The sequence below is a fragment of the Paenibacillus sp. GCM10027628 genome, from assembly GCF_042676385.1.
Taxonomy (GTDB): Bacteria; Bacillota; Bacilli; order Paenibacillales; family NBRC-103111; genus Paenibacillus_E.
In genome coordinates, this window is record NZ_JBHTHA010000005.1 from 186554 (window position 1) to 212422 (window position 25869).

Consider the following 25869-nt stretch of genomic DNA (forward strand, 5'->3'; position numbering starts at 1 on the left):
GCTTAAAAGTTCCCGCTCACGATCAAGCGAAGTTTAGGTTTCTTCTCAGCTGAAACTTGGGGTACATATATACCATGATTGCTCGATTGATCCTTCTTCCATTTTCTCGCGAGTCTTGTGCATTCCCATGTAAATAATGTGCTTCGGCTTGGTTCCGTTTTCTTGGCGAGAATATGTTTGTAGATGGGATATTTTCGAATAGGCGGTTTTCTGCGTGATATACTTTTACTATTCCACTCAGAACTAATACGATGAACACGAAACACTTTCGTTTCAGCCTGGATTTCCAAAACGGCATTTTGAATCTTGCATTCAGGCGGAAGTTCATCCAGATTAAAAGAAAAATAAGAGACAGGCCTGCCGCCATGCAGGATGCGGCGATAGCGGTTAGGTCGTAGGTAGATCGTTTTCTGATCAGCTGGAGGCACCGCCGGTTCAGCCTTGGGCTTCGTTTCATCAACTGAAGGCCGCCCTGCGGCGAATATATCTTCCGGCTCGTCGACAACGCCGTTTTCAACGATTCGGTTTAAGTTGTCTATATATTTTGAAATCCGATGATGTTCAGTCACATATTTTCTGGAACGCAGTCTCAGCTGTTTGCGGAGCCCCTTATCTTTGTATAATTGCTGCATGGAAATCAATAATTTTGTCTCTAATTGATGATCATGTGCGACTTTACAAACGACTTCGTCGGGCAGTTCGGTATAGGCATCGACGTTCGATATAATCGTAGCTTTTCCATGTGATAAAATGTCGATCAGCGTTCCCGATGCCTCGCCCTCAGTAGGATAATGCAACTGTATACAAGCATCGGAATGGCTTAGTCTAGTTTGATACTCCGCTTTATCGGCATATCCCTTAAACTCAACGACCTCGCCGAGTTCCAGCACCTGTACGAATGCTTTCAATTTATTGAGATATTGGGACGATCCTTGATCGTTGACGATATAGCGAATATCCGTATGCCCTTCATCGTACAATTTCTTCAGGCAGCGGAGCACAAGTTCAATATGATTGTTTTCGTTAATCCGTCCAAAGCTTGAAAATATAAATTCACGATCCGTTATTAAGGAGATCATCACCGGCAGCTTTTGCGGCAAATGGATGAAAGCAACATTGCTGTAGCCTTTTTGTTTCAAATATTTTTTCATGAATCGATTGTGAACGATAATCGACTTGGCCGTATTCAAGTTGGCATCCAAATCTTGAGGAAGATTGTGCAATACAACAATCCCAGGATATTCTCGCATATGCGGCACCATATAGGCATGATGACTGCCGCTTCCAATATGATAAATAATTTCATCATAATCTCCGGCTTTGTGTGAGAATTCCGAATGATGGCTTATTCGTCCAAACTGACTTTCCTCGACATCGGGAGGCAGAACAGGCGCGTATCCTTCATCAACGAACAGATCACAGGTATAAATTTCGCTTAGTGAAGGGAGGATGACATTCATATAATCAGCAATATCCGTGTTTAGCGGGGCAAGCGGGGCAAAGACAGCAATTCTTTTTCGCAATACTTTTTTATAGGCCTCAATCGCCTTAGTGTCTGCCATATTTCGATCCAACTGATCGATCCGATCATAACCTTTATTTCGCAGTTCCATTATTAACTCCTCATTGGGCAAGCACTCGGCCAACGCTCTTTGAATGTCTTCTTCGTTAGATGGATCGACCGGATATACAGCATCCCTGGAAATAGAATGAACCGAAGCTCGATCGAACAACAGCACGGGGGTACCGCAAGCCATTGCCTCCAGTAGAGATTCCTTAGCCCCCTCGTCAACTGAAGGATAGACGAACAGCTTCGCGCCGTTATAAAGTTTCACCAACTCACCATCGGGTACGTGATTGATTCGTACAAAATCCAAGGTTGTACTGCCCTTACCCGCCGCATCACTCAGGAATTCATTTTCTGTCAGATACACATGGTCAGTGATCACCAATTGATAATGGTCGTTCATCTGCTCGTTTGCCCGTTCAAAAGCACGAATGAACACCGGCAAATACTGCATGTCTGTTACATCTGCGGTTACCATGACATAGGGCTTATGAATGCCGTACTTCCTCAAATCCTCCATTCGGACCGGCATATTTTTAAACCGTTTATCCATCCCGCCGAAAATCAACTTGATTTTTTCCGGGGCTATACCTGCTGTGCGGATAGCTTCTTGCTTGAGCGAATCAGAGTTAACCAGAATCAAATCGCAAGATGCAACAAAATCCAGTGCCTTGGTGTACCTTGCACGGATTTCGGCTTCATCCAATCCCCTAGATGGAGAACACGCAGGAGCGAATTCTTGCAGAAGCACAGCCACCTTCGACTTGCCGAACCATGCTTTGTTGAGGAGAGGAAACGTCAACTCAAACGGACTGAGGATTTGAAAAAGGTTAATTTCCCGATCATGTATAAATCGCTCCAGCTGACCCTGCAAGGACAATCCGCCTGCCCCCATATCCGGATAAAAAAAATGGTAGGTGTGTTCGGGCTGCTCCCTTCTAATCGAGCGGATCAACTTCTTGGCATACTTACCGATCCTTCGATTTTTGGACTCCGTAAGCGTAAATGTCATATCAAATGCGATATTCATACGTTCACCGCCTATAAGGATCTTGAATTCTCTATTTTTCCTATAGTATGCATAAGATGAAAGCCCATATAGACCGCTGACCAGATGATTTGGAAATTTGGCGCCCGTCCTTTACTCAGGCTTTGGAAACGTAGATTCAATCAGGTTCAAAGCGTGCTTAATGTGTTGTTCCTCTGATTTTCTGCTAACAAGCAGCCCTTCTTTGGTGGAGACGATGATCAGATCCTCAACACCGATTGCGATCACTTTTTGATTCTCTGCATATATGATCGAGTTATTCACTCGAAGCGGAGAGATGTCGCCAAATAGGAGATTCCCCTGATCATCCCGCGGGTACACACGTTCCAGTGCCGTCCAAGTACCGACGTCATCCCACGCAAAATGAACGGGGATTGTATACACGGACTCCGCTTTTTCAAGAATGGCGTAATCCACAGAGAGTTTGGGCAGACTTGCATACACGCGCTCTAGTGACTCACCCGACAGCCAAAGTTTATTCCACATGTCTCTTTGATAAAATTTCATATAATAATCGATCGTGGATGGTTTCCATACAAAGATACCGCTGTTCCAATACGTATCCGGTTCAAGCATCAATTCCCGAGCCCGCTGTTCATTCGGTTTCTCTACGAATTTCAAGACACGTTTAGCTTGACCTATGACCGTCTCCGGGGTTGCCTGGATATACCCGTATCCCGTCTCCGGACGTGTAGGGATAATGCCTAAAGTGACGATCGACTCATCCCTGGTTGCTAATTGTTCTGCTTCGAACAGTGCTTTCATTAATGCTTGATCGTCTGGAATGTACTGGTCTGATGGCGCAGTTACCAACACATCGTCTATATGCTGCTGTAAAAAAAATCGTGCCGTTAGTGCGATGCAAGGCCCCGTATCCCGCCTTTCCGGCTCAACAATTAAACGGCTGGGTTCTAATAGCGGCAATTGCTCAAGAATTAAAGGGATATAGGAGGATCCAGAGACCACATAAATATCAGCAACGTCCACATATTTGCGAAAGCGGTTGTACGTCTGCTGGAGCATGCTATCGTGGGAAGTCAGCGCCAAGAATTGCTTAGGCCTCTCTTCTACACTTCTTGGCCAGAACCGCAATCCTTTACCGCCTGCCATAATCACCACTTTCATCAGAGACTCATCTCCTTCGGCGTTTTACTTTAGCTAAACTAGCTTCATAAACGACCACATCGCAGCATTTAAAATCCTCCTCCATTCTATGCTCATTACCCATTCGAAAAATGGACGAATAACAGTCACCAAGAAAAATGGTTTCGTGTCTACACAAGTCCCCCTTTTCAAATGAAATAAGCTGCGCATAATTTCCTGTACAACAAAAAGCAGGATCACCTGTTTGGCGCGATCCTGCCTGTTTGAACATCCGTTATGCTTTTGTCCCTGTTGCAATCCAGTTGATGATGCCATAGATTTCCGCTGAGAATCTTGTGCGTACGACTGACAAGATTGCATAGTTTGTGAACTTTTGCTTGACAACCGTATAACAAGCCGTATGGTTGGTCGTGGCAACTAATACATAATTCAAATCAGCGAAGGCATCATCGAAATAAATCTGTACGTCGACGGGTTCGTCATGCACTTTGAAGTCGAAAGAAGCAAGACCGAATTGCTGAATCGTATTTGACTTCGAAACTGGAAGCTGTATCGTCCGGAATGACAGCTTGCTCTCATCCACGCTTCCTTCCGTGAGCTTGGAACCGCTGATTGAACCAATCGCAAGGTGCTCACCATAAACGGAGCCGATAGCCAGCTTGCTACCGTCAATACTTCCCACGACCAGCTTGCTCCCGCTAATCTTGCCGTCTGCTAAATGTTCGTTGCCTACGGATCCGATCGCTAACTTGCTGCCATCTATGCTGCCGGGTGCCAGATGCTCGGCGTTCACTGCACCTGTCGCCAGCTTGCTGCCGTCCACACTGCCCCCCGCGAGCTTCACGCCGTTTATCGCACCATCCGCGATATGCTCGCTGCTGATAACACCTTGCGCCAGCTTGCTGCCATCCACGCTGCCAGGTGCAAGCTTCGCCATGCCGACTGAACCAATCGCAAGATGTTCACCATACACCGCGCTGTACGCCAATTTGCTCGCGTCTATGCTTCCTGCCATTAGCTTCGTTCCGCTAATCGAGTTGTCTGCCAGATGCTCGCCTTTCACAACGCCTTTTGCCAGTTTGCTTCCGTCCACACTGCCTGCAGCCAGCTTATCTGCGCTTACCGCACCATCGGCTAGATGCTCGCTGTTGATGGCGCCACTTGCCATACTGCTCCTGTCTATACTGCCAGGTGCCAGATGGTCACTGCTAATAATTCCATGCATAAGCTTATTGCCGTCTATACTGCCATCCGCCAGCTTGCTGCCGCTAATCGCGCCATCCGCCAGGTGTTCATTATGGATTGAGCCGTTTACCAGCTTTCTTCCATCTACACTCCCTGCCGCCAACTTCGCCCCTTCTACCGCTCCGTCCGCAAGGTTATAGCTATTGACCGCCCACGCGGTCAACTTGCTGCTATCTACACTGCCCTCTGCCAGCTTCGCTCCGCTGACCGCTCCATCAGCCAGATGTTCGCCATAAACCGAACTGAACGACAGCTTGCTTGAATCCACACTTCCTGCAGCCAACTTATTTCCGCTTATGGCCCCATCTGCGAGATGCTCGCCAAATACGGCTCCGTTTGCCAACTTGTTGCGGTCAATCGATCGGTCTGCCAGATGTTCGCCGCTTAAACCACCGACTTCAAGCTTGTTGCCGCTTATTGTGCGATCCGCCAAGTGTTCGCCACGAATCGTGCCGTTCAACAGCTTACTGCCATCCACACTGCCATCAGCTAACTTTGCTCCGCTGACGGCTCCATCCGCGAGATGCTCTTCACCTACAGCTCCTTTTGCCAGCTTGCTGCTGTCCACACTATCTGCGGCTAATTTCGCTGCACTTACGGCACCATCTTCGAGGTGTTCACCGTATACCGAACCGCTTGCCAGCTTGCTCGCGTCTACGCTTCCTACCGCTAATTTGGCTCCTGTCACTGCTCCTTCAGCGAGATGGTCGCTGCTTACAGCCCCATTCGTCAACTTCTTGCCATCAACGCTGCCATCCGCCAATTTGTCTCTGCTTACCGCTCCGTCAGCCAGATGCTCTCCGTATACGGCATCGTTGGCCAATTTTGCGCTGATAATCGTCCCGTCAACCAGGTGCTCGCTGCTGATCTCGCCTAAAGCCAACATACTGCCGGATATGCTTCCTGCTGCCAGCTTGCTAAGGCTAATCGCGCCGTCTGCCAAGTGTTCGCTGCGGATGGTTCCCATGGCCAGCTTATTGCCGTCTATACTGCCCATTGTCAGCTTTGCTCCGCTGACCGCTCCATCGGCAAGATGCTCGGTCTCAACAGCTCCGCTCGCCAGCTTGCTGCCGTCCACACTGCCTGCTGCCAATTTAGCCGCGCTGACAGCACCGTCGGCTAAGTGCTTACCGAAGACCGAGTTGCTCGCCAGCTTGCTCGCATCCACACTGCCCGCTGCCAACTTGATTCCGCTGACGGCGCCGTCTGCCAGATGTTCGCCTTCCACGGCACCGCTTGCCAGCTTGCTGGAGCTCACGCTGCCGGCCGCCAACTTCGTTCCGTTCACCGCTCCGTCCATTAGATGCCCGGTGCCTACTGCTCCGCTTGCCAGTTTGGTGCTATCTACCGACCCGGGCGTCAAATGCTCACTGCCGATCACTTCAATACCAAGTTTGCTGCCGTCTATGCTGCCTTCACCGAGCTTACTGCCGCTGATCGCACCGTCCGCCAAGTGTTCGCTGCTGATCGCACCGCTCACCAACTTACTGCCGTCCACACTGCCTGCTGCCAGCTTCGCTCCGCTTACAGCCCCATCGGCAATGTGATCGCCGCTTACAGCCCCGCTCGCTAACTTGCCGCCGTCCACACTGCCTGTTGCCAGTTTGGTTGCGCTGACCGACCCGTCTGCCAGATGCTTACCGAACACGGAGTTGATCGTTAGCTTGCTTGAATCCACGCTGCTTGCCGCCAACTTGACACCGCTAACAGCACCGTCAGCGAGGTGCTCACCTTCTACGGCTCCGCTGACCAGCTTGCTCGCATCCACGCTTCCCGCCGCCAACTTGGCTCGGTTTACAGCTCCTTCAGCAAGATGCTCGCTATCCACAATGCCTCTCGCCAGCTTGCTTCCGTCCACACTGCCTGCCGACAGTTTATTGCCGCTAATGGCGTTGTCTGCAAGATGTTCATTATTTACAGAGCCTTCGGCGAGTTTACTGCTGTCGACACTGCCATCAGCAAGTTTTGCGCCGTTCACCGCTCCGTCAAGCAAGTGTGCATTATTTACGGCTCCACTAACCAACTTGCTGCCGTCCACACTGCCTGGAGCCAGTTTCTCACCGCTCACCGCTTCATCAGCCAAGTGCTCATTGCTTACGGCGCCAAACATCAGCTTACTGCCGTCTATGCTTTCCGCTGCCAGCTTTGCACAGGTAACGGCTCCATCGGCAAGATGTCCGCTCTCTACAACTCCGCTCGCCAACTTGCTGCCGTCTACGCTGCCTGCCGCCAACTTAGCCCCTCTTACTGCATCGTCGATGAGATGTTCGTAGCCAACACTTCCAAGGGATAACTTGCTCGAGTCTACACTGCCTGCTGCCAGCTTGATCCCGCTGACAGCACCGTTAGCGAGATGTTCATTTTCTACGGCTCCGCTGGCCAGCTTGTTGGCATCCACACTGCCAGCCTCTATTTTAGCACCGTTCACCGCTCCGTCTTGAAGATGATCTCTGCCTACCGACTCGCTTGCCAACTTGCTCGCATCCACACTGCCAGGCGCCAGTTTCGCTCCACTGACGGCTCCATCCGCAAGATGCCCGACACCGACAGCACCGCTTGCCAGTTTGCCGCTGTCCACACTGCCTTCGGCCAACTTCGCACCACTTACAGCCCCAGCGGCAAGGTGTTCGCTGTTTACAGATCCGCTTACCAGTTTGCTGCTGTCCACACTGCCAGGTGCCAACTTCGCTCCGTTCACGGCACTGTCTGCAAGATGACGCAAATGGATGGCCCCGGCAACAAGCTTGCTGCCATGAATGCTTTCATTCGCTAGTTTAGCCGCAGTGATCGCTCCATCTACGATATGCTCACTGTTGACAGACTTGCTTGCAATCTTGCTCCCTGTCACACTGAAATCGGCCAGTTTGGATTCCATAATGGCTTCATTCATAATTTTAGACGCGTTCACGACGCCATCACTGAGATGAGATGTACGGATGGCGCCTTCTTGCAAGTGCTGTGATAGGATGGCGCCGGGTGCAATCTTTTGCTCAGTGACGGAATTATCGGCGAGCGTCTCTTCCGTAATGGATTGTTCTTTCAGTTTACTGCCATCCAAGCTTCGGTCAGCAAATACGTCAAGCTTGATCGAATTCTCACCCAGGTGTTCCGATGTGATGGAGCCTTCTTTAATATGGGTGCCGTCAATGATATGTTCTTGAAGATGACGCGATTCGATGGTGAAAGGTGCGATTTTACTGCTTGTTACCGATTCTTCGGCAATTTTGCTGGTCGTTATCGCTTGATCGTGCAGCTGTCTGGTAATAATTTCTTCATCTGCAATATGCTCGCGATGGATCGCATACAGGCCGATTTGCTCTTCGCCAACCGACCGATCCGCCAGATGCTCCGTAAAAATAGATCTGCTAAGCAAATGCCCCCCATGCACGGCTCTGGGTGCAATTTTTTCCGACGTAATACTTTCGTCCTTGAGCTTATTCGAATCTATACTCCCGGCAGCCAACTGTTCGCCGGTAACCGATTCCGCTGCAAGCTTAGAAGTCGTAACCGTCTGATCTGCAAGGTGTCTGGTTTCAATCGCCTGTTCTCGAATATGCTTCGAGCCAATGCTTCCTTCAACTAATTTTTCTGAAGTGACAGAGTCATCTTGAAGTAAATTCGTGAGAATGGATCCTTTGCGTAAATGCTCCGAAACGATCTCACCAGAACGAATGTTCTCCCCAAGAATAGCCCCTTTAGCAATATGTGCCGTTTGGATGGAACCTTCCAACAGATGGTTGGATCCAACGGATTCGTCGGCTAACTTGCTGCCGGTCACCGCTTGATCAGCGATCTTCTCTTCCGTAACGGCTTCCTGTGCCAGCTGATCATTCGTAATGGACTCGCTTTGCAAGTGAAACGACTCGATCGTGCTCTCTACGATATGGATTCCGTTTATCTGACCTGGAGCAATCGTCGTGCTTTGCACGCTTCCCGGTGCCAGATGCTGATAAAGAATGCTTTCCGGCTGAATATGGACGGAACCAACGCTTTCATCGGCAATTTTATCCTGTGTGACCGCTTGATCCCGAAGCTTATCCGTTGTAATCGTGGCATCTGTAATTTTAGCCGTATCAATAATATAATTGCTCAAATGCTTCGCTTGAATGGCCCCGCTTCGAATCTTCTCGGAAGTTACGGCCTGATCGTCAATCAGTTCCGTCGAGATAACCATTTCAGACAAATGGTGTGAAAGAATGGAACCGCCTGCTAATTTAATGGAATCGATGACTTGATCCGCCAATTTATCTGCAGTAATACTGTTATCGACCAGCTTATTCCCCGTTATGGAATGGTCATGAAGCTTATCGCCCGAGATGCTTTGCAGAGCAATATGTTCATCATGGATGGCGCCTTGTGCGATCTTATCCCGGGTCACGCTGGATGAAGCAAGCTTGGTATGCTCGATTGCAAAATCTTTAATGACTTTGGTGCCGATGCTTTGCGGTTTGATCTTGCTTTCATCAACCGCGCGATTGGCGATTTTCTCCGCGGTTATCGCTTCTTCTACGATATCGTCCGTGTAAACAACAGGGGTAGAAACAGACATACCTGATCTTCGTTCAGTAAGTAGAATGAGTGGCGGAGCAGGTGTATTCGAGCGATTCGTATTGGACTGTACGGTTTTTGGAGGTTCCGTTTTCTCAACAACAGGAGTTTCTATTTTTTTCGGCTTACTCGCCATTTTCGCTGCACTCGTAGTTATAACCCGTTTAACAGGTTCTGTCTCCGTGCGATTCCGCTTGGGTTGAGCGGGCGTATCGGGTTCATCCAACCAATCAAGCTCATTCGTACTGGCATTCACTCTTTGCACTTGCGGCTTTCGAGGAACGGCACGATTGCTGTTGCGTTTGCTCATAGACTCCTCTCCATTTCATCATGATCTAGTCATTTGTAACATATTCATGCTCGCATAAAGATGTACATTAGCCCGTAAAAATGTGCGTGTACCTAGGTTGGAAAGTTTATCTAGGATCGTCTCTTGAACATCTTCCGATAGTGTTCGTAACGCTGCTTCGCGCTGCGCTCCCAGGTAAACAATTGCTTGACTCTCTGTGTACCTTGCTCCCCCATTGCTTTCCGCAGTTCGGCATTTTCAAGCAGCCGAAGCAAATATCGCGGCAGGTCCTCCGTAATTTTTTCGTAATCGAATAAATACCCTGTATTCCCATCAGCCACAATTTCTTGAATCCCTCCGGAACGCGTTGCGACCACCGGAACCCCAGTTGCCATCGCTTCCACATTCACAAGTCCGAACGCTTCATTAGGCGCCGAGGGAACAGCGACAACGTCGGCGATTTGGTACCATTTGGCAATTTCCTCGTGGGACACAAACGGAACGAAGCGAACATACTGAGGAATCGTACCGCCCAATCTATGAAGCTTGCGTACATACTCGGTTTGACGATCAGATCCATATTGAGCGCTCCCGACGACAATGAGAATCGCGTTCGGTTCGGTTTGAATGACCTGCATCATCGCATGCAGGAGATGGTGCACACCCTTCTTCGGTATAAGTCTGCCGACGAAGAGGATGATTTTCTGGTTCTCATAGCCAAGCTCCCTCAATTTTCGGATGCGGGATTCAGCTCCTTGCGGAGACCATTTGGATATAAACCGCTCCATATCCACCCCCAGATGCTGGGCTACAATTTTATGAGCGCTGCTTGGCACCTTGCGCCCCAGCAATTTTTTCAAAAATTCACTGTTCACAATAATGACATTGGCAGCACGCAAACAAGCGGACAGCTCTTGAATCTTAATATGGGGCGTGGAAATGAAGGTTGTGGAGTGCAGCACCAGACTAATCTTGGCAAGCGGATGCTTCTTTCTCAAATAACGCACAAACCTCGGCCGGTTCTCGACTTGAATGAATGTTGGTTTCAACTTAGCAATCTGCCCGCTGATTCCCTCTATATAAGAAGCAGAGTTTCCATATCGAACCCTGGCATAATGCACGCCCTCCTTCTTCTCATAGCTCGGCTGACGGGGTGTCTTGCATCCAAGCACGTCAACCTTCATGCGCTTAGCCAACTGCTCGGCGGTTTTGTGGACAACCTGTTCCACGGAACTGCTTGTTTCCGAAGGTACGGGGAAAACGCCGGGTGTTACAATCGCAACGCTCATGGGTAAGCCGCTCATGTCCTTGCTCCTTTCCAATACTTAGCCTTCAGGCTATATGGGAGGGACGAATCGATTCTTCTTCAGCTCCTTTTTACTATACATATGCGGATTTTTCAGCTTAGTTTGGGTGACTGCCCGATCATTAAGGTCAAACATCCACTTCTGCTCCCCGCCTATCAGCATCTGTACAAACAAGCTGGTTTGTTGTTCCATATACTGCATCAAGCACCGCTTTGCTTCAAGACGGGATATAAGGAGTGAAAACGAAGCAATGGGAGATCCCTACGTGGGCATATTAGTCAACGATTCCTTGTTCGAAGGCATTCCTCAGGGGAAAACCAGATATGAAGCCATCCACTTTTATAACGAAGCCGGCAAGGAATTTGGTGTCGTACCCTGCTTTTTCCGCATTCATGATGTTAAGTTGGATACACTTAAAGTACACGCTTATGTGCAACAGGGAGAGCGTTATATCCGCAGTTGGATCGATTTGCCCAAAGTGATTCATAACCGTGCCGTTTATCTGGAACATATGGCCTATGAACAACTTGAAAGCTGGACGAAACGAGGCATCATTCTTTTTAACCGCTGGAACCGCTACAACAAAGTGCTTATCCACCAGCTCCTCCTAAAAGACGAAATACTAAGACCTCACCTGCCGGGCACTTATATCGCTACAATGTCCAATATAAAAACCATGATGGAAGCATACGATTCTCTCATTATCAAACCGACGAACAGCAGCATCGGCCGAGGCGTAATGAAAATGGACCGGACCCGAGCCGGTTGGAATCTGCTTTATCCGCAAAGCCTGAGAATCAGCAACAAGATCTGGCGCCGAGTTCAATTCGATCAGGAGATTCCGCCGATTTTGCAAAGGAAAATCAGAAGCAGCGGTTACATGGTTCAACAACGCTTGCCGCTCGCTACGTTCAACGGACGTCCTTTTGACCTTCGCATATCCGTACAACGCGGCGCCGGCGGCGCATGGGGAATAACAGGTATCGTTGCCAAAGTGGCGTCGAGAAAATTGTTTTTGACGAATGTCGCACAGGGCGGCAAGCTCAAAAATCTTTCCGAAATTCTGGCCGCCGAGTACCCCATGCTTGACCCCATCCTCATCTATCACCAAGTTTCCGAATTCTCCCTGAGAGTGGCCAGACATCTAAGCAAGGAGCTTCCGCAGTTAGCTGATATCGGACTCGATGTCGGCATCACCAAGGACGGATTTCCCTTATTTATCGAATGCAATGGCAAAGATCAGCGGTATAGCTTCCGCGAAGCGAATATGCTCTTGGAATGGAAATCTACGTATTATAATCCGATCGCTTATGCCAAATATTTATTAGACGGTGGCAACCAGCACCATGAGTGAGATAGAAGAGTACCCTCGCCAGCTAAAAAGCCTTCACTCCCCCTAGGTTAAATAACCGGGGAAGCAAAGGCTTTTATTTGTGCAGATAGGTGGACAGCAGCCGCTGTACCGCTGTATTCAGCTTTTCAATATCAGGCGTCCGGACGGCCTCGTCCTTTACTTGATATTTTTGTTTCAACTGCATCACGCGAACGACACTTTGATCGATCGTCTCCATGGGTATGCGTTTCTCTTGCACCGCTTTGCGGAGAGCGTCAAATACAGTGACGACTTTGTCATAATCATGGCCGACCATCACGACATTAGCCCCGGCCAGTATAGATGTTACAGCCGCTTCACCAATCTCGTTATTTTTTAGGATAGCACCCATCGTCATATCGTCCGTGATGATAACGCCCTGAAAACCCATCTCCTGACGAAGCAAATCCGTCATGATCTTCTTTGACATGGAAGACGGATTCTGCGCATCCACCTTGGGCAGCAGAATATGAGCGACCATCACCGCATCCGCGCCCTGCTTGAAAGATTCCGCGAAGGGCACCAATTCCAATTTACGCAGTCTGGCCAGATCGTTCTGAACAATCGGAAGCTGGGCGTGCGAATCCACTGACGTATCCCCATGTCCGGGAAAATGTTTCACAACAGGCAGCACCTGCTGCGCCTGAATCCCCTTCATTGTCTGAACCCCCATGGAGCTCACAATAGCCGCATTCGCGCCGAAGGAACGATCGCCAATCACCGGGTTCTTCGGGTTGCTGTTCACATCAAGCACGGGAGCAAAATCGACATTCAGACCATAATCATTCAATTCTTGCCCGAGCAGGCTGCCGACGCCATAGGCAAAGTCTTTGCTATTCGTCTTGCCGATCACTTGGTTGGCGGGCGTCTTGACAATTTCATCGGGAAGCCTCGTCACCTTGCCTCCTTCTTCATCTGCACCTAGCCAGAGCGGCAGCTTGTTCCCCGCATTCGCTCCCTTTAACGCATTCACCAGCTCCACAAGCTGACTCGTCGCCTTCACATTGGTTTTATATAAAATGAGACCGCCGACGTGGTAGTTCTCAATAAGCTCACGCGAATGCTGGCTCATCGCATACCCATCGATTCCTGCAAAAATTAACTGACCGATTTTCTCTTCGATCGTCATTTGCTGCAGCTTCGTTGGAACGATACTTGGCGATGGTGCAGGCGAAGCAGTCACTGTAGGTGCAGGTGTTGGCGTCAGCGATGGCTGTATGGACGTCAAATTACCTCCGGAACGATGGAGGCATCCCGTTAAAAGAACCATCATCGCGCCGCATAGGATGCTCCAGGTTAAGTACCTGTTAATGAACGGACGCATGTCTTCACCTTCTTCATTAAAGTTTGGATGCCAAGTCTTCTTGCTCTAAACGTTCTGCGCATTCACTAAGTTGCAAGCAGCAATTTGCCTAACCGCTCCTGAGCTATCTCCATGTAAAAAGGCGGTAGGATGTATGCCAGCACCACAATGAGTATGGACATTTCCGTGTCACCTCCTTCCTGTTTTTCGTTTGGACAACCTGCATCAGGAGTTCAGCTCTAGCATTGACGCTTTCGTGACTGGAAATACTTTTCATTCCTAATGACATATGACGATTTGGTATGCTATGATAGTTCACAAGAATAAAGCGTTTACATTTGGAAAAAGGCAGCCCCGTACGAAAGTCGGGTACGCAAAGCCACGGGTCTAAAGCGCATGTCCAATACATTCGCTACGATAGCCGGGTTACCCTAATCGGACGAGCCAAGCCGCCTGCTTAGGGCGGCTTTTTTTGGAGATTAGGCAAATGCTCGCAGCTCATTTTTCATGCAAGACGGGCTCTCCATGTAATCACCGGACTTGGCTTCGAAGATTTTCGTCACCTTAGGGAAATTACCTTGAAATCGGTTCTACATTCCTATCACGAAAAGAGGTCTGTCTATGAGAAATCCTGTACCGAGGCCATTCGCAGATGATCGACCGCTTCACAAGCATGCTGATGCGCAATATTCGCTGCCCTTGATTGCCGCATTGGAGCAAATCGCAAACTGCAAGTACTGTACAAGCATTGCCGAGCCTGCTTTGAGAACGCCAATCCAATGCATCAAATATGCAGGATCCCAAATCCCCATTTCCGTCAACTTTGCTACCTGCCATACTTGCGGGGAATATAAGCTGGACTAGGAGAATGACATGAAAACAGCCGCTAGGCTGTTTTTTTCTATGTATCGCTGCCCTCCCTTGCCCCATATGGCAATTGATTCTTTTACCTATCTATGGCAAGATAAGCGAAGAACTATTTATAGAGATTTTTGAGCTTTGGTCCATTTGCTCATATGCTCATCGTCTCTCCTACCTTGACTGAATGAACAGGAGTTACTTACTTATGTCCAAACCGTTTTTTCGATTGCTGACCGAGCTGTCATCACGCAAGTGGGTGTCGCAGTTGACAGGAGCTTTCGCCAAATCCAAGGCCAGCCGTCTTTTTATTCCGCGCTTTGCCCAAACCTATGGCATCCGGATTGAGGATGCTGAGAAGCATATCAAGGACTATATGTCCTTGAACGATTTTTTCACACGTAGATTAAAACCCGGTTTACGTCCGATTCATGAGGATGCGACTCGCGTCGTTAGTCCCGTTGACGCCATGATTACAGGCATTGGAGACATTAAGGACGGGTTGATTCTGAATGTCAAAGGCCAGGACTATACGATCGATGAATTGCTGAATCGTTCGCCGCGTACGGTCAACTATAAGAACGGTTTTTACTTCGTTCTGTATTTGAGCCCTACCGATTACCACCGCATTCACTCTCCGATCACAGGCGACATCCTTGAGAAAGAACACGTGCCGGGTAAAGTGTATCCCGTAAACGAGTTCGGTCTGCGACATATGCGCAGAGTTCTGAGCCGCAACGAAAGGCTGATTACGTTCATGCAGCACGGTACCGGCGAGGTTGCTGTGGTGAAAGTCGGGGCGCTCAATGTCAGCAGCATTCAATATGTGGAGCCGCTGCCGAATCATCTGGAACGCGGACAAGAACTGGCTTATTTTGAGTTTGGTTCGACTGTCGTCCTGCTGTTTGAAGATGAAATGTTTGAATCGCGCAAAGATTTGCAACTAGGCTCTAAAGTCAAAATGGGAGAAGAACTCGGCAGTTTCATAGAGAAATAACAGACCGGGCTCCCGGAGGGAGAGTTCCATGGCTACAACAACAACGACGTCTCCAAAACCAAGCTCGCATGGCTTGCAGGGAACCGGAGATATCAAACCTACTGTGTACCGCATCCTTTTTGCCATTAGTCTCGTACATTTGCTTAATGATTCTATCCAATCCGTTATTCCCGCGATTTTTCCCATTTTAAAAAGCGAAATGGGTCTAAGTTACACCCAAGTGGGGTGGGTACAATTCGCGATCAATTTTACCGCTTCCATTATGCAGCCGGTCGTTGGGCTTTACACCGACCGCAAACCGTCCCCTTACATGCTGCCGATCGGGATGGCATCCACGTTAATCGGGATGCTGCTTCTCGCCTTTGCGCCATCGTACTGGGTTGTCCTGTTGTCGGTATGTTTCGTGGGGCTGGGCTCGGCGGCTTTCCATCCCGAAGGTTCGCGCGTGTCCCACATGGCCGCTGGCGGACGCAAGGGGCTTGCCCAATCGATCTTCCAGGTCGGCGGTAACGCCGGACAATCGCTCGCTCCAATCATGACCAAATGGATCTTCATTCCTCTAGGTCTATTCGGCTCCATTTGGTTCACGGGTGTAGCCGCAGTAGCCATCGCGGTTCAGCTGTATATCGCTCGCTGGTATAAAACCGTGCTGCAAACGGCCCCTATCAAGGCCAAAGCAGTCGTGCAGCGTGCCGTCAATCCGCAGCGGCGCAAGCAAGTGCTCTTCGCCATTTGCATGCTCATCTTCCTCGTCTTCGTCCGCTCTTGGTACGGAGCCGCGATGAGCGGGTACTTCGCCTTCTTCCTGCACGATAAATACGGCTTGTCCATTGACCGTGCGCAAGATTTCATCTTCCTGTTTCTGGCTGCTGGCGCGGTAGGAACATTTTTTGGCGGGCCGCTGGCCGACCGTTTTGGCCGAAGAAATGTGATCTTCTTTTCCATGCTCGGTTCAGCACCCTTTGCCTTGTTGCTGCCATATGTGAACTTTACATGGGCTTATATCCTGCTCGTCATTATCGGATTTATTCTTTTATCCAGTTTCTCCGTAACCGTCGTTTATGCCCAAATGCTGTATCCCGGCAAAGTGGGGACCGTATCCGGTCTCATCACCGGACTTGCTTTTGGCATGGGCGGCATCGGCAGCGTTGTGATCGGGAACTTGAGCGATACATTCGGCACAACCCGCGTGATGGAACTATGCGCGTTCCTGCCGCTGCTTGGTTTATTGACCTTCCTGCTTCCTTCCGACCGCAAATTGAAGCAATGGACGGAAGAAAGCGCTGCGTAACACGAGGCTGTGCTGAGGGCATAGCCGTTTGCGAATGCCTAAAAAGACCGTTTCATGCCATTTTACAGGCAGAAAAGGTCTTTTTTCATGGAGACAACAATCTACAGTTAAGTGCTCCGAGCTGCGCTTCTGTCGCGATCAGGCAAGCCCTGGGTCATCGAGTCATCGTCATTAAAGTCGCATTCGTTGCTTCCCAAAACCGAATTTCGCATCCGTAGGTGCTGCCACGTTGCCACCTCCTTGCCCCATGGCTTGAATAACGAACCACAGTCGTTATTAGTAGCACACTTTGACGCTAAAAGGTGACAAAACAGCAAAATCACCGCAATAGAGAACAAACGTCTATATTTAAAGAACTTTGTTCGTTAGATATGGTCAATTGTTCTCTATTCTCTCATTCAATGGTAAGCTAGCTCGGTTATTGAGACCCAAAGGTCTCTATTAGCGAACAATGGTCCAAATTCTCTTTTTCATGCGGGGACATTGGCCATCTTCCTGCGCCTGCTGATCCCCGGAACGCTTGCAGCGGTACCTGTGTATCAATCACACTGTTCACTCTCTACTCCACTTCTTCCATCTTCCACTGTTCCTTCTCCTTTCTCCTTTCTCCTTTCTCCTTTCTCCTTTCTCCTTTCTCCTTTCTCCTTTCTCCTTTCCCCCTCCTCCCACTTCCCTAACTCGTACTTCCGATTCCCCCACTTCGAGCTAGATAAAAAAAGAACCCCCATCTCCACTTTTCATGTGGAATTGGAGGTTCTTTCTTATTAAATCTGAAAGCAAGATCATTCATGCGATCACTTTCGGATCGCCTCTTTACTTAGTCGTGATGAGCGTCCTGCAGTTCTCGCGGACTTCTACGTCTAGCTACGCCGGATTCGTAGGCAGCTTCCATCACAGCCTCGCGAACCTTTTCGACGACGGAATGATTGAACACACTCGGAATGATGTAATATTCATTCAATTCATCGTCATTGACCACCGATGCGATCGCTTTAGCGGCAGCCAGCTTCATTTCTTGGGTAATCCGGGAAGCACGGCAATCCAACACCCCGCGGAAAATGCCAGGGAAGCAGAGCACATTGTTGATCTGATTCGGATAATCCGAACGTCCTGTCGCCATGACACGCACATACGGCTCCGCTTCTTCCGGCGTAATTTCCGGAGTCGGATTCGCCATTGCGAAGACGATCGGATCCGCTGCCATGCGTTTCACATCCTCGACTTTCAAAACGCCAGGTCCTGAGAGACCGATGAAAATATCCGCACCGGCAATCACATCCGATAATGTACCGCTTTGCATGTTGGGATTCGTGTTTGCTGCGTACCATTCCCATGCAGAATTCGAATATGTTTCCCCTCGTACAATCGCCCCTTGGCGGTCAACACCAATTACATTCGTGACTCCGGCAGCCAGCAGCATCTTCGTACAAGCAATACCCGCAGCACCGATACCGGTAATGACCACTTTGCAGGACTCCAGCGGCTTACCGACCAGCTTAACTGCGTTGAGCAGCCCCGCGAGAATAACGACAGCAGTACCATGCTGGTCATCATGAAACACAGGAATATCCAGTTCTTCAATCAATCGTTCTTCAATTTCAAAACAGCGCGGCGAAGAAATATCTTCGAGGTTAATACCGCCAAACGCAGGCGCAATTGCTTTCACCGTACGGATAATTTCCTCGGTATCCTGCGTGTCCAAGCAAATCGGGAAGGCATCGACTCCCGCCATTTGTTTGAACAGCATCGCTTTTCCTTCCATAACCGGCATCGCCGCTTCCGGACCGATATTGCCTAATCCCAATACCGCTGTGCCGTCGGAGACAACCGCAACCGTATTCCGCTTAATCGTGAGCGAATGCGCTTTCGAAGAGTCTTCATGAATAGCCATACAAACCCGGGCTACACCCGGTGTATATACACGAGACAGGTCGTCCCGATTTTTAATCGGCATTTTCGGACTTACTTCAATTTTGCCACCCAAATGCATCAAGAACGTTTGGTCCGACACGTTAATCAACCGTACACCCGGAATGCCGTTTAACGCCGCGACAATAGCATCTGTATGCTGCGGATCGCTAACATTAACCGTGATATCGCGTGTCGTCGTCGATTTGCTTGCACGCGTCACGTCAACCGCAACGATATCGCCACCGGCATCACCAATCGCAGTTGCGATTTTTCCGAATGTGACCTGTTCCTTATGCATCTCCAACCGCACAATGACGCTTGTGCCTCCACCGTTCAAACCTGCCATTACAAGGATCACTCCCATGATAAAATAATTGACCACACGTAGATCATAGCATAGAAAATGAATGCTGCCAAAAAAAGCGCAAAAAAAGAGGACAGCCTATTGTCAAAGCAGTCCTGCAAACATCTACATTCCTCGACTTTTTTCCCCTACTTGCCGCATAATCTCAACCCCGCGCCGCATCTCCGCCTCGGTGAGATGCGAGAAACCGAAGCAGGCCCCCGCACGCTCGGCGGGGAGGCCGTAGAACCCGGCGTCGCTCCACTCGACGCCGGCCGCCCGACACGCGGCTGCATAGCCGGCATAGGTGCGGGGATCCCCCCGCCACCAGCCGAACAGATGCAGCCCGGCATCGCTTTCCACCCACTCGAAGAGGGTGGAGAGCTGCTCCTGCAGCAGCGCCTGCAGGAGCAAGAACTTGCTCGCGTACACCCGCCGCATGCGGCGCAGGTGTCGCTCGTAGCCGCCGCTCGCCATGAAAGCGGCGAGCGAGCGCTGCTCGAGCAGCCCCGACGGGTGCGGCTCGAACAGCCGCTTCGCGGCCACAAAGGCGTCGTGCAGCGCCTCCGGCAGCACGACATACCCGATGCGCAGGTCCTGCAGCATCGTCTTCGAGAAGGTGCCGATGTAGACCACTCGGCCCTCCTGATCCAGCACCTTGAGCGGCTCGATCGGCCGCCCGCGGTGCCTGAACTCGCTGTCATAGTCGTCTTCGACGATGACAGCGCCCTGTGCCGCAGCCCAGCTTAGCAGTTGCCGACGGCGCTCCAGGCCCAGCACCGCTCCCGTAGGGAACTGGCGGCTGGGCGTCACGAACAGCAGCCGCGCGTCCCACGGCTGCGGCACAAGCCCTTGCCCGTCCACGAAGCCGGGGACGGGCACCCCGCCGGCCGCCATCACGGCGTGGATGGCACCCTGATACCCCGGGCGCTCGACGATCACCGGATCGCCCGGATTCACCAGCGTCTGGGTCAGCAGCGCGATCGCCTGCATCGACCCGTTGACGATAACGATGCGTTCCGGAGGCGCATCGATCCCGCGCATCCGCTTCAGGTGCTGTGCGATCGCTTCGCGAAGCGCATAATGCCCCTCAGCGACGTAAGCTTCCTCCTGCGGCGACTCTGTCATCCGCCGCACCTGCTCGTACACACAGCGGTTCCACATCTCTCGGGGAAAGTCATTCATATGCGGATGACCGATTTGAAAAGAAATGACCGCTTGAGTTTCGATACCGGCGTCTTCCGTTCGATGAAACCCTCTTCGTCTTTCCCCGGTCCACACATCGAGATCAGCTTTCTTCTCTCGAATGCGCATCGCCCATTCAGAAAGCCGAACCGGCTTTTCCAAGCGTCCTCCGCGTTCTTCTTTCCCTCCCTGATAGACCACATACGTGCCCCGGCCCACTTCAGCCTCCAAATAACCTTCTGCAATCAGCATATCGTATACTTGATTCACAGTCCCTCTCGAAATCCCGTAGCTGACCGCCAGCTCCCGGCTGGAAGGTAGTTTCGTGTTCGGCTCCAATTTACCGTCTACAATCGCATCATGAAGCGCGTGGTACAAAGCGGCATATTTACTAGGATACTGGTCTATATAGGTGTGATAAGGAATATGAAAATCCATACAATGCCCTTTCTTTTGACATGTAAACTTGCATCACATTTTTTTGATAATATGAGACATATAACGATCTGTATACCGTTTCAATCGACATTTTTCCATATAACGCTTTGCACTCAATTTTTGAGTGTGCGAGCTTGTATCTTTTCTCCGTATACACACATAATTGTATTTGGAAACGGCATATAATTTAAACCCTTTTTTTATACTTTCTTTTAAAAATATTTCATCACTGCGACTTATGACATCTTCCGAAAATTTCACTTGATCCCATACGGATCTTTTAAATACTAAAGTTCCTCCCTTGAGCTTATCCGTATACTTCATTTCGTTCCCGTCTCTAAATATCATAAGAGCTTTATTTTCTTCAAAATAAATAAAAGCTGTATTTTTACCAATAATATCAGCTTCGCTTTTTTTCATGCCATCCAGCGCTTCTTTTAAGTAATCGGCCGCATAATAATCATCATCATCAAATTTCGCAATAATGTCATACTTTGCCTTCTTAATCCCGTAATTCAAGCATTTGCCTAACCTATATGTCTCAGAAACTTTATATACGGAAACATTTTCATAAGACTTAGCCCTTTCTCTCCATACCTCCAGATCCATATCATCCCGATTCAAAATAATAATCATTTCTTTTTTCACATCAGCTTGACGCTCGTAATTACTGAATATTTGATCCATAAAAGAAGGCCTCATCGTACAGGCTATGATCGAAATCAATACATATCATCTCCTTCTCTTATTTGGGCAACAGTTTCTTTTTGCGCTTTATCCATTCAGAATCAGGTATGATTTTATAAATATTTTTATTTAGTATAGTTTTATATAATTTTAGAAAGTTGTCCGTCATCGTTTTATCCGTGAAATGTTTCGAAACATATTTGCGGCATGCTGTAGGCGAAGGAAAGCTCTCTCCCGATTTAACTTTTTCAATCATTTCACCGACATCGTTGCATAGTAATCCGGGGAACCCTTTTAACACTTCCGGGGCCGCACCGTGCTTGAATGTAAGAACCGGCGTACCGCAAGCAAGAGCTTCTATTTGTACAAGACCGAAAGGTTCATTCCAGATCGAAGGGAAAAGTATGCAATATGCCTTGGATAGCAAGTTTTGCTTTTCCTCTCCGCCCACACTTCCGATATAAACGATTCGATCGCTTAGTTTCGGCTTGATTACGGTGTTGAAATACCTGACTTCTTTTTTGGAGCGCTGTGGCCCGGCAAGAATTAGTTTTCTCCCGGTCTTTTTGGCGACCTCTATGGCGAGATGAACCCCCTTGTCTTGAGACATTCTGCCGATGAATAGCAGATAGTCATCTTTTTTATCCGAAAATTTATAATCATTGATATTTATACCATTGTGTACGTAAAAGCCTTTCTCCTTACCAACCGTTCGCAAAATCGTTTCGCTGACATAAACGGGAATTTGTCCCTTCGGTATTTTTTTCCAATGGGAGTTCCTAATCGTAGGAATTGGGGGATTGGCCGCTGCGACGATACCATTATGGTCATGGATGATGTCGACATCTTTTGGGAGATTCCGAATGATAAAATCGAGCTGTTCCTTTTCGTTGTCGCTAGGATACTCAAATATTTTTGCTCTCGTCTTCGAACCTTTTTTAGCGAATAAAATGACCTCATGTCCGCGTCGTAACAGCTCTTCTGTCAAATAGTAGATATCACGCTCTGTCCCACCGTAATCGATTGGAGGAACCGGCAAGTTGTTTTTTGATATTTGCACGATTTTCAATGGCGAGAAACTGCTGCTGTTTTTGTCCGACAAAACTTCACGTCCTCTCACGGTTTTCAAAGTTCAATAAAGCTCTTCTCTCAATGTATGAGACATGTTCTATTGAAGGAACGGCGATTATATATGTGACTTTGTCCATATGCGGTGATAAATGGTACATTAAAATCTTTATAAATTGGATCTTTTATATGAGCCTTTTCTCCAGTACGCTAACCAAACAAGATGTCACTCTTAAAAAGGTAAGGAGAAAAACAAGTGAACCTCTCCCCCGTCATACTAGATGGTGAACGCATCACACTGCTTCCTATGAAGGAATCGCATCGATCCAGATTAATCAAGGCTGCGGATGAGCCGCGGATTTGGGATTACATGGAGCCATTGCTGCAGCCTTCCGATGTTGAACGCTACATTCAGCAGGCCTTACAAGAGCAAGATTCAGGTCATAGCCTTCCCTATAGCGTTTACGACAAGGAATCGGGCGAAATCGTAGGCAGCACGCGCCTATTTGATATCTCCGTCCCCCATCGCCATACGGAAATCGGCTATACGTGGTATCATCCGCGCTTTTGGCGGACTCATGTGAATACAGAATGTAAATACTTACTGCTTCGTTACTGCTTCGAGACATTAAATATGCTTCGCGTACAGCTTAAAACCGATCTCCGCAACTTACGTTCCCAGACTGCCATAGCGCGGCTTGGCGCGCAAAAGGAGGGCGTGCTGCGCCAGCATCGGGTTCTCCACGACGGATATATCCGTGATTCCGTTATGTTCAGTATCATCGACTCGCAGTGGCCTGACGTGAAATACCGCCTCGAAGAATACATGCGAGAAAATTTAGTGAACACCGTGACGTTCGCGGGTGAAAATGATATAATAACTCCTAAAAAATGAACAGCTCATTTGGAAGGAATGACCGAATCTTATGAATCCTCTGGCACGACAGTTAAACGAGACCTTGGAACGTGAAAATCCTCACGTGTACGCCATGCTTTCTGCATTAGGCAAATCGATTTACTTCCCAAAGGTAGGCATTCTAAGCCAGTCTGCCGAAGCTAAAGCGAAAGCCAAGAAATACAATGCCACCATCGGTATTGCTATCGAAAACGGGCAGCCCATGCATCTGAAAGTAATCCAGGACACTCTATCCACCTACGCGCCAAAAGATATATATGAATACGCGCCACCTGCCGGCAAACCCGAACTCCGCTCTGCATGGCGCAAAAAAATGCTCGAGGAAAACCCGAATATCGGCGATAAGCTGATCGGGAATCCAATCGTGACCAATGCATTGACACATGGCCTCAGCATTGCGGCCGACCTGTTCGCTGATGTTGGCGATGCCGTCATCATTCCGGACAAAAATTGGGAAAACTATGAGCTTACTTTTGAAATCCGCCGCGGCGCACAAATCGTGAACTATCCGCTCTATAATGAAAAACAACAATTTAACGCAGCAGGGCTTCGCGAAGCGCTTTTGGCGCAAAAATCCAAAGGCAAAGCGATCGTCGTGCTGAACTTCCCGAACAACCCGACCGGTTATACGCCAGGCACCCAAGAGGGCCGCGAGATCGCCGCAGCGATCAAAGACGCCGCTGATGCCGGTATTAACGTCGTCGTGCTGACGGATGATGCCTACTTTGGCCTCTTCTTTGAAGATTCCCTTCACGAATCGTTGTTCGGCCAATTGGCGGGGCTTCATCCTCGCGTACTCGCTGTTAAAATCGACGGCGCTACAAAAGAAGAATATGTCTGGGGCTTCCGTGTCGGATTCATCACCTACGCCGGCAACAGCGATGCATTGCTTAGCGCTCTGGAGCAAAAAACGATGGGTATCATTCGCGCGACGATTTCCAGCGGTCCACACCCTTCCCAAACGTTCGTCCTGCATGCCTTGAACTCACCTGAGTTTGGCAAGCAAAAACAAGAGAAATACGAGATCATGAAAGGCCGCGCCAACCGCACCAAGTCGATCCTGGACAGCGGCAAATTCGATGATGCATGGGGCTATTACCCATTCAACTCCGGCTACTTCATGTGCCTCAAGCTAAAAACTGTAGATGCGGAGACACTTCGCGTTCATCTGCTTGAGCAGTACGGCGTTGGTACTATCGCTCTCGGAGAAACCGACCTCCGCGTTGCGTTCTCCTGTATCGAAGAAGACCATATCGAAGAATTGTTCAACATCATTTATCAAAGCGTTAAAGATATAGAAACGGTGGCCGCCAAATAAATCGCCATCACGAACAAAACCAGCCCGCTCTAGTCTCTGCTAGAACGGGCTGGTTTTCTGTTTTACTTAAGAATAATTATACCTATTTGAGAAAATAGTATATCTGTCTGTATCATTAAATAAGGAGGTTGTTTAACATGAACTCACAAAGAGCAGCAGCAATTGCCGCTTCGCCTGTCATGGCCAATGTTTCTTACGAAGGGGTATCCATTTACATTCAGCACGTGGATGAAGATAACGAAACAGCTCGGATCTACCCGATTGGTCAACCCGAACAAGAACAAGTAGTCCCTTTGAATCAATTAGTTGAACAATAGAAGCATAATGAGGAGCTCCCTCTTAGGGCTAGCTCCTTATTCTTTATACTCCCCAGTAGAAATCGGAACATCAATCTCCCCATTAAGCTGCCTCGCATATTCACGGATCAAATCAAAATCCGGATTGTCCGCAAATTCCGGCGCTGCTTCATTATCAAGATTTTGCAGGATCCATTCATCTATCTTCCCACTGTTCATCCCATCCCACTCACCTTCCTACGGATAGGATATAGGATAACCAACCATGTGATTCTCATTCAAGCAAAAAAAAGCCCTTATTAGCTAAGAGCTTTTTCATAAAACTGGGATGCGGTCGGAGGGATTTGAACCCTCACGCCTTGTGAGCGCCACCCCCTCAAGATGGTGTGTCTGCCGTTCCACCACGACCGCGTATGAAATTAAAACTGGGGATCTAGGATTCGAACCTAGGCATGACGGAGTCAAAGTCCGTTGCCTTACCGCTTGGCTAATCCCCAATATTGAAGGGAAAAGGGCGATCGATGGGACTTGAACCCACGAATGCTGGAGCCACAGACCAGTGCGTTAACCCCTTCGCCACGACCGCCATACCAGGGCATTTGTTCCCTGAAAACTAGATACGAAACTTGCGTAAAGTGTGGGTATTTGTTTACCGGTTTTGTTCCGGGCCCCGAGAAAGTATTTGGAATCAGCTAAGAAGCTTCTCTTCACTTTCTTGGGACTCTTGGTTAAGCCCTCGACCGATTAGTATTCGTCAGCTGCATGCATTACTGCACTT

Annotated in this window: 17 protein-coding genes, 3 tRNA genes and 1 riboswitch; of the genes, 7 read left to right on the forward strand and 13 right to left on the reverse strand. The window is 49.1% G+C overall.

Features of this window, described 5'->3' with window-relative positions; all coding sequences use genetic code 11:
• Positions 1-2 precede the first annotated feature (2 nt).
• The 4 genes from ACFQZT_RS09020 to ACFQZT_RS09035 form a co-directional block, all read right to left on the reverse strand.
• Complete coding sequence (locus ACFQZT_RS09020; protein ID WP_379298823.1) at positions 3-2597, reverse strand: glycosyltransferase; 2595 nt, start codon at positions 2595-2597, stop codon at positions 3-5.
• 111 nt (positions 2598-2708) lie between these two features.
• Positions 2709-3740: a mannose-1-phosphate guanylyltransferase gene (locus ACFQZT_RS09025; RefSeq protein ID WP_379298825.1), complete on the reverse strand. Its 1032-nt coding sequence runs from the start codon at positions 3738-3740 to the stop codon at positions 2709-2711.
• A 253-nt stretch (positions 3741-3993) separates the two neighbouring features.
• Positions 3994-9822 carry a WIAG-tail domain gene (locus ACFQZT_RS09030; RefSeq protein WP_379298827.1) on the reverse strand — a complete coding sequence of 1943 codons (5829 nt, stop codon included), beginning with the start codon at positions 9820-9822 and terminating at the stop codon, positions 3994-3996.
• 110 nt (positions 9823-9932) lie between these two features.
• Positions 9933-11105, reverse strand: coding sequence for a glycosyltransferase family 4 protein (locus tag ACFQZT_RS09035; protein WP_379298829.1), 1173 nt, complete (start codon positions 11103-11105; stop codon positions 9933-9935).
• A gap of 268 nt (positions 11106-11373) precedes the next feature.
• On the opposite strand from ACFQZT_RS09035, the gene ACFQZT_RS09040 reads away from it, so the two are divergent.
• A complete protein-coding gene (locus ACFQZT_RS09040; RefSeq protein ID WP_379298831.1) occupies positions 11374-12462 on the forward strand; it encodes a YheC/YheD family endospore coat-associated protein in 1089 nt (362 codons plus the stop codon).
• Between the two features lie 73 nt (positions 12463-12535).
• On the opposite strand, the gene nagZ is transcribed toward ACFQZT_RS09040, so the two are convergent.
• Positions 12536-13804 (reverse strand): beta-N-acetylhexosaminidase, encoded by a 1269-nt coding sequence (gene nagZ / locus ACFQZT_RS09045; protein WP_379298833.1) that lies wholly within the window; start codon positions 13802-13804, stop codon positions 12536-12538.
• A 316-nt stretch (positions 13805-14120) separates the two neighbouring features.
• Positions 14121-14217, forward strand: a riboswitch (cyclic di-GMP riboswitch).
• A gap of 187 nt (positions 14218-14404) precedes the next feature.
• Between nagZ and ACFQZT_RS09050 the strand changes: the two genes are divergently transcribed.
• From ACFQZT_RS09050 to ACFQZT_RS09060, 3 genes are all read left to right on the forward strand, one after another.
• A complete protein-coding gene (locus tag ACFQZT_RS09050) occupies positions 14405-14647 on the forward strand; it encodes a hypothetical protein (RefSeq protein ID WP_379298835.1) in 243 nt (80 codons plus the stop codon).
• Between the two features lie 202 nt (positions 14648-14849).
• Positions 14850-15638, forward strand: a complete 789-nt coding sequence (gene asd, locus ACFQZT_RS09055) for an archaetidylserine decarboxylase (RefSeq protein WP_379298837.1) — start codon at positions 14850-14852, stop codon at positions 15636-15638.
• 28 nt (positions 15639-15666) lie between these two features.
• A complete protein-coding gene (locus ACFQZT_RS09060; RefSeq protein WP_379298839.1) occupies positions 15667-16929 on the forward strand; it encodes an MFS transporter in 1263 nt (420 codons plus the stop codon).
• An 817-nt stretch (positions 16930-17746) separates the two neighbouring features.
• On the opposite strand, the gene ACFQZT_RS09065 is transcribed toward ACFQZT_RS09060, so the two are convergent.
• From ACFQZT_RS09065 to ACFQZT_RS09080, 4 genes are all read right to left on the reverse strand, one after another.
• A complete protein-coding gene (locus ACFQZT_RS09065; protein WP_379298841.1) occupies positions 17747-19186 on the reverse strand; it encodes an NAD-dependent malic enzyme in 1440 nt (479 codons plus the stop codon).
• 123 nt (positions 19187-19309) lie between these two features.
• Positions 19310-20806: a MocR-like pyridoxine biosynthesis transcription factor PdxR gene (gene pdxR / locus ACFQZT_RS09070; RefSeq protein WP_379298843.1), complete on the reverse strand. Its 1497-nt coding sequence runs from the start codon at positions 20804-20806 to the stop codon at positions 19310-19312.
• A gap of 33 nt (positions 20807-20839) precedes the next feature.
• Positions 20840-21532: a glycosyltransferase family A protein gene (locus ACFQZT_RS09075; protein WP_379298845.1), complete on the reverse strand. Its 693-nt coding sequence runs from the start codon at positions 21530-21532 to the stop codon at positions 20840-20842.
• A 19-nt stretch (positions 21533-21551) separates the two neighbouring features.
• Positions 21552-22595, reverse strand: a complete 1044-nt coding sequence (locus ACFQZT_RS09080; RefSeq protein ID WP_379298847.1) for a glycosyltransferase family 4 protein — start codon at positions 22593-22595, stop codon at positions 21552-21554.
• Between the two features lie 222 nt (positions 22596-22817).
• Here ACFQZT_RS09080 and ACFQZT_RS09085 point away from each other — a divergent pair, with 222 nt between their 5' ends.
• The 3 genes from ACFQZT_RS09085 to ACFQZT_RS09095 all read left to right on the forward strand — a co-directional run bounded on the left by ACFQZT_RS09085 (position 22818) and on the right by ACFQZT_RS09095 (position 25112).
• Entirely contained in the window at positions 22818-23456 is a 639-nt protein-coding gene (locus tag ACFQZT_RS09085) for a GNAT family N-acetyltransferase (RefSeq protein WP_379298849.1), read from the forward strand.
• Positions 23457-23487: 31 nt separating this feature from the next.
• On the forward strand, positions 23488-24795 hold the full coding sequence (locus ACFQZT_RS09090; protein ID WP_379298851.1) for an aminotransferase class I/II-fold pyridoxal phosphate-dependent enzyme: 1308 nt from the start codon (positions 23488-23490) through the stop codon (positions 24793-24795).
• Between the two features lie 137 nt (positions 24796-24932).
• The gene (locus ACFQZT_RS09095) at positions 24933-25112 is read left to right on the forward strand and encodes an H-type small acid-soluble spore protein (protein ID WP_379298853.1); all 180 of its coding nucleotides are present in this window, start codon (positions 24933-24935) and stop codon (positions 25110-25112) included.
• A 36-nt stretch (positions 25113-25148) separates the two neighbouring features.
• On the opposite strand, the gene ACFQZT_RS09100 is transcribed toward ACFQZT_RS09095, so the two are convergent.
• The 4 genes from ACFQZT_RS09100 to ACFQZT_RS09115 form a co-directional block, all read right to left on the reverse strand.
• Positions 25149-25310, reverse strand: a complete 162-nt coding sequence (locus tag ACFQZT_RS09100) for a hypothetical protein (protein ID WP_379298855.1) — start codon at positions 25308-25310, stop codon at positions 25149-25151.
• 110 nt (positions 25311-25420) lie between these two features.
• Positions 25421-25502: transfer RNA gene (locus ACFQZT_RS09105), tRNA-Leu, on the reverse strand.
• A gap of 14 nt (positions 25503-25516) precedes the next feature.
• Positions 25517-25588: transfer RNA gene (locus ACFQZT_RS09110), tRNA-Gln, on the reverse strand.
• Positions 25589-25604: 16 nt separating this feature from the next.
• A tRNA-His gene (locus tag ACFQZT_RS09115) sits at positions 25605-25677 on the reverse strand.
• Positions 25678-25869: the final 192 nt, after the last annotated feature.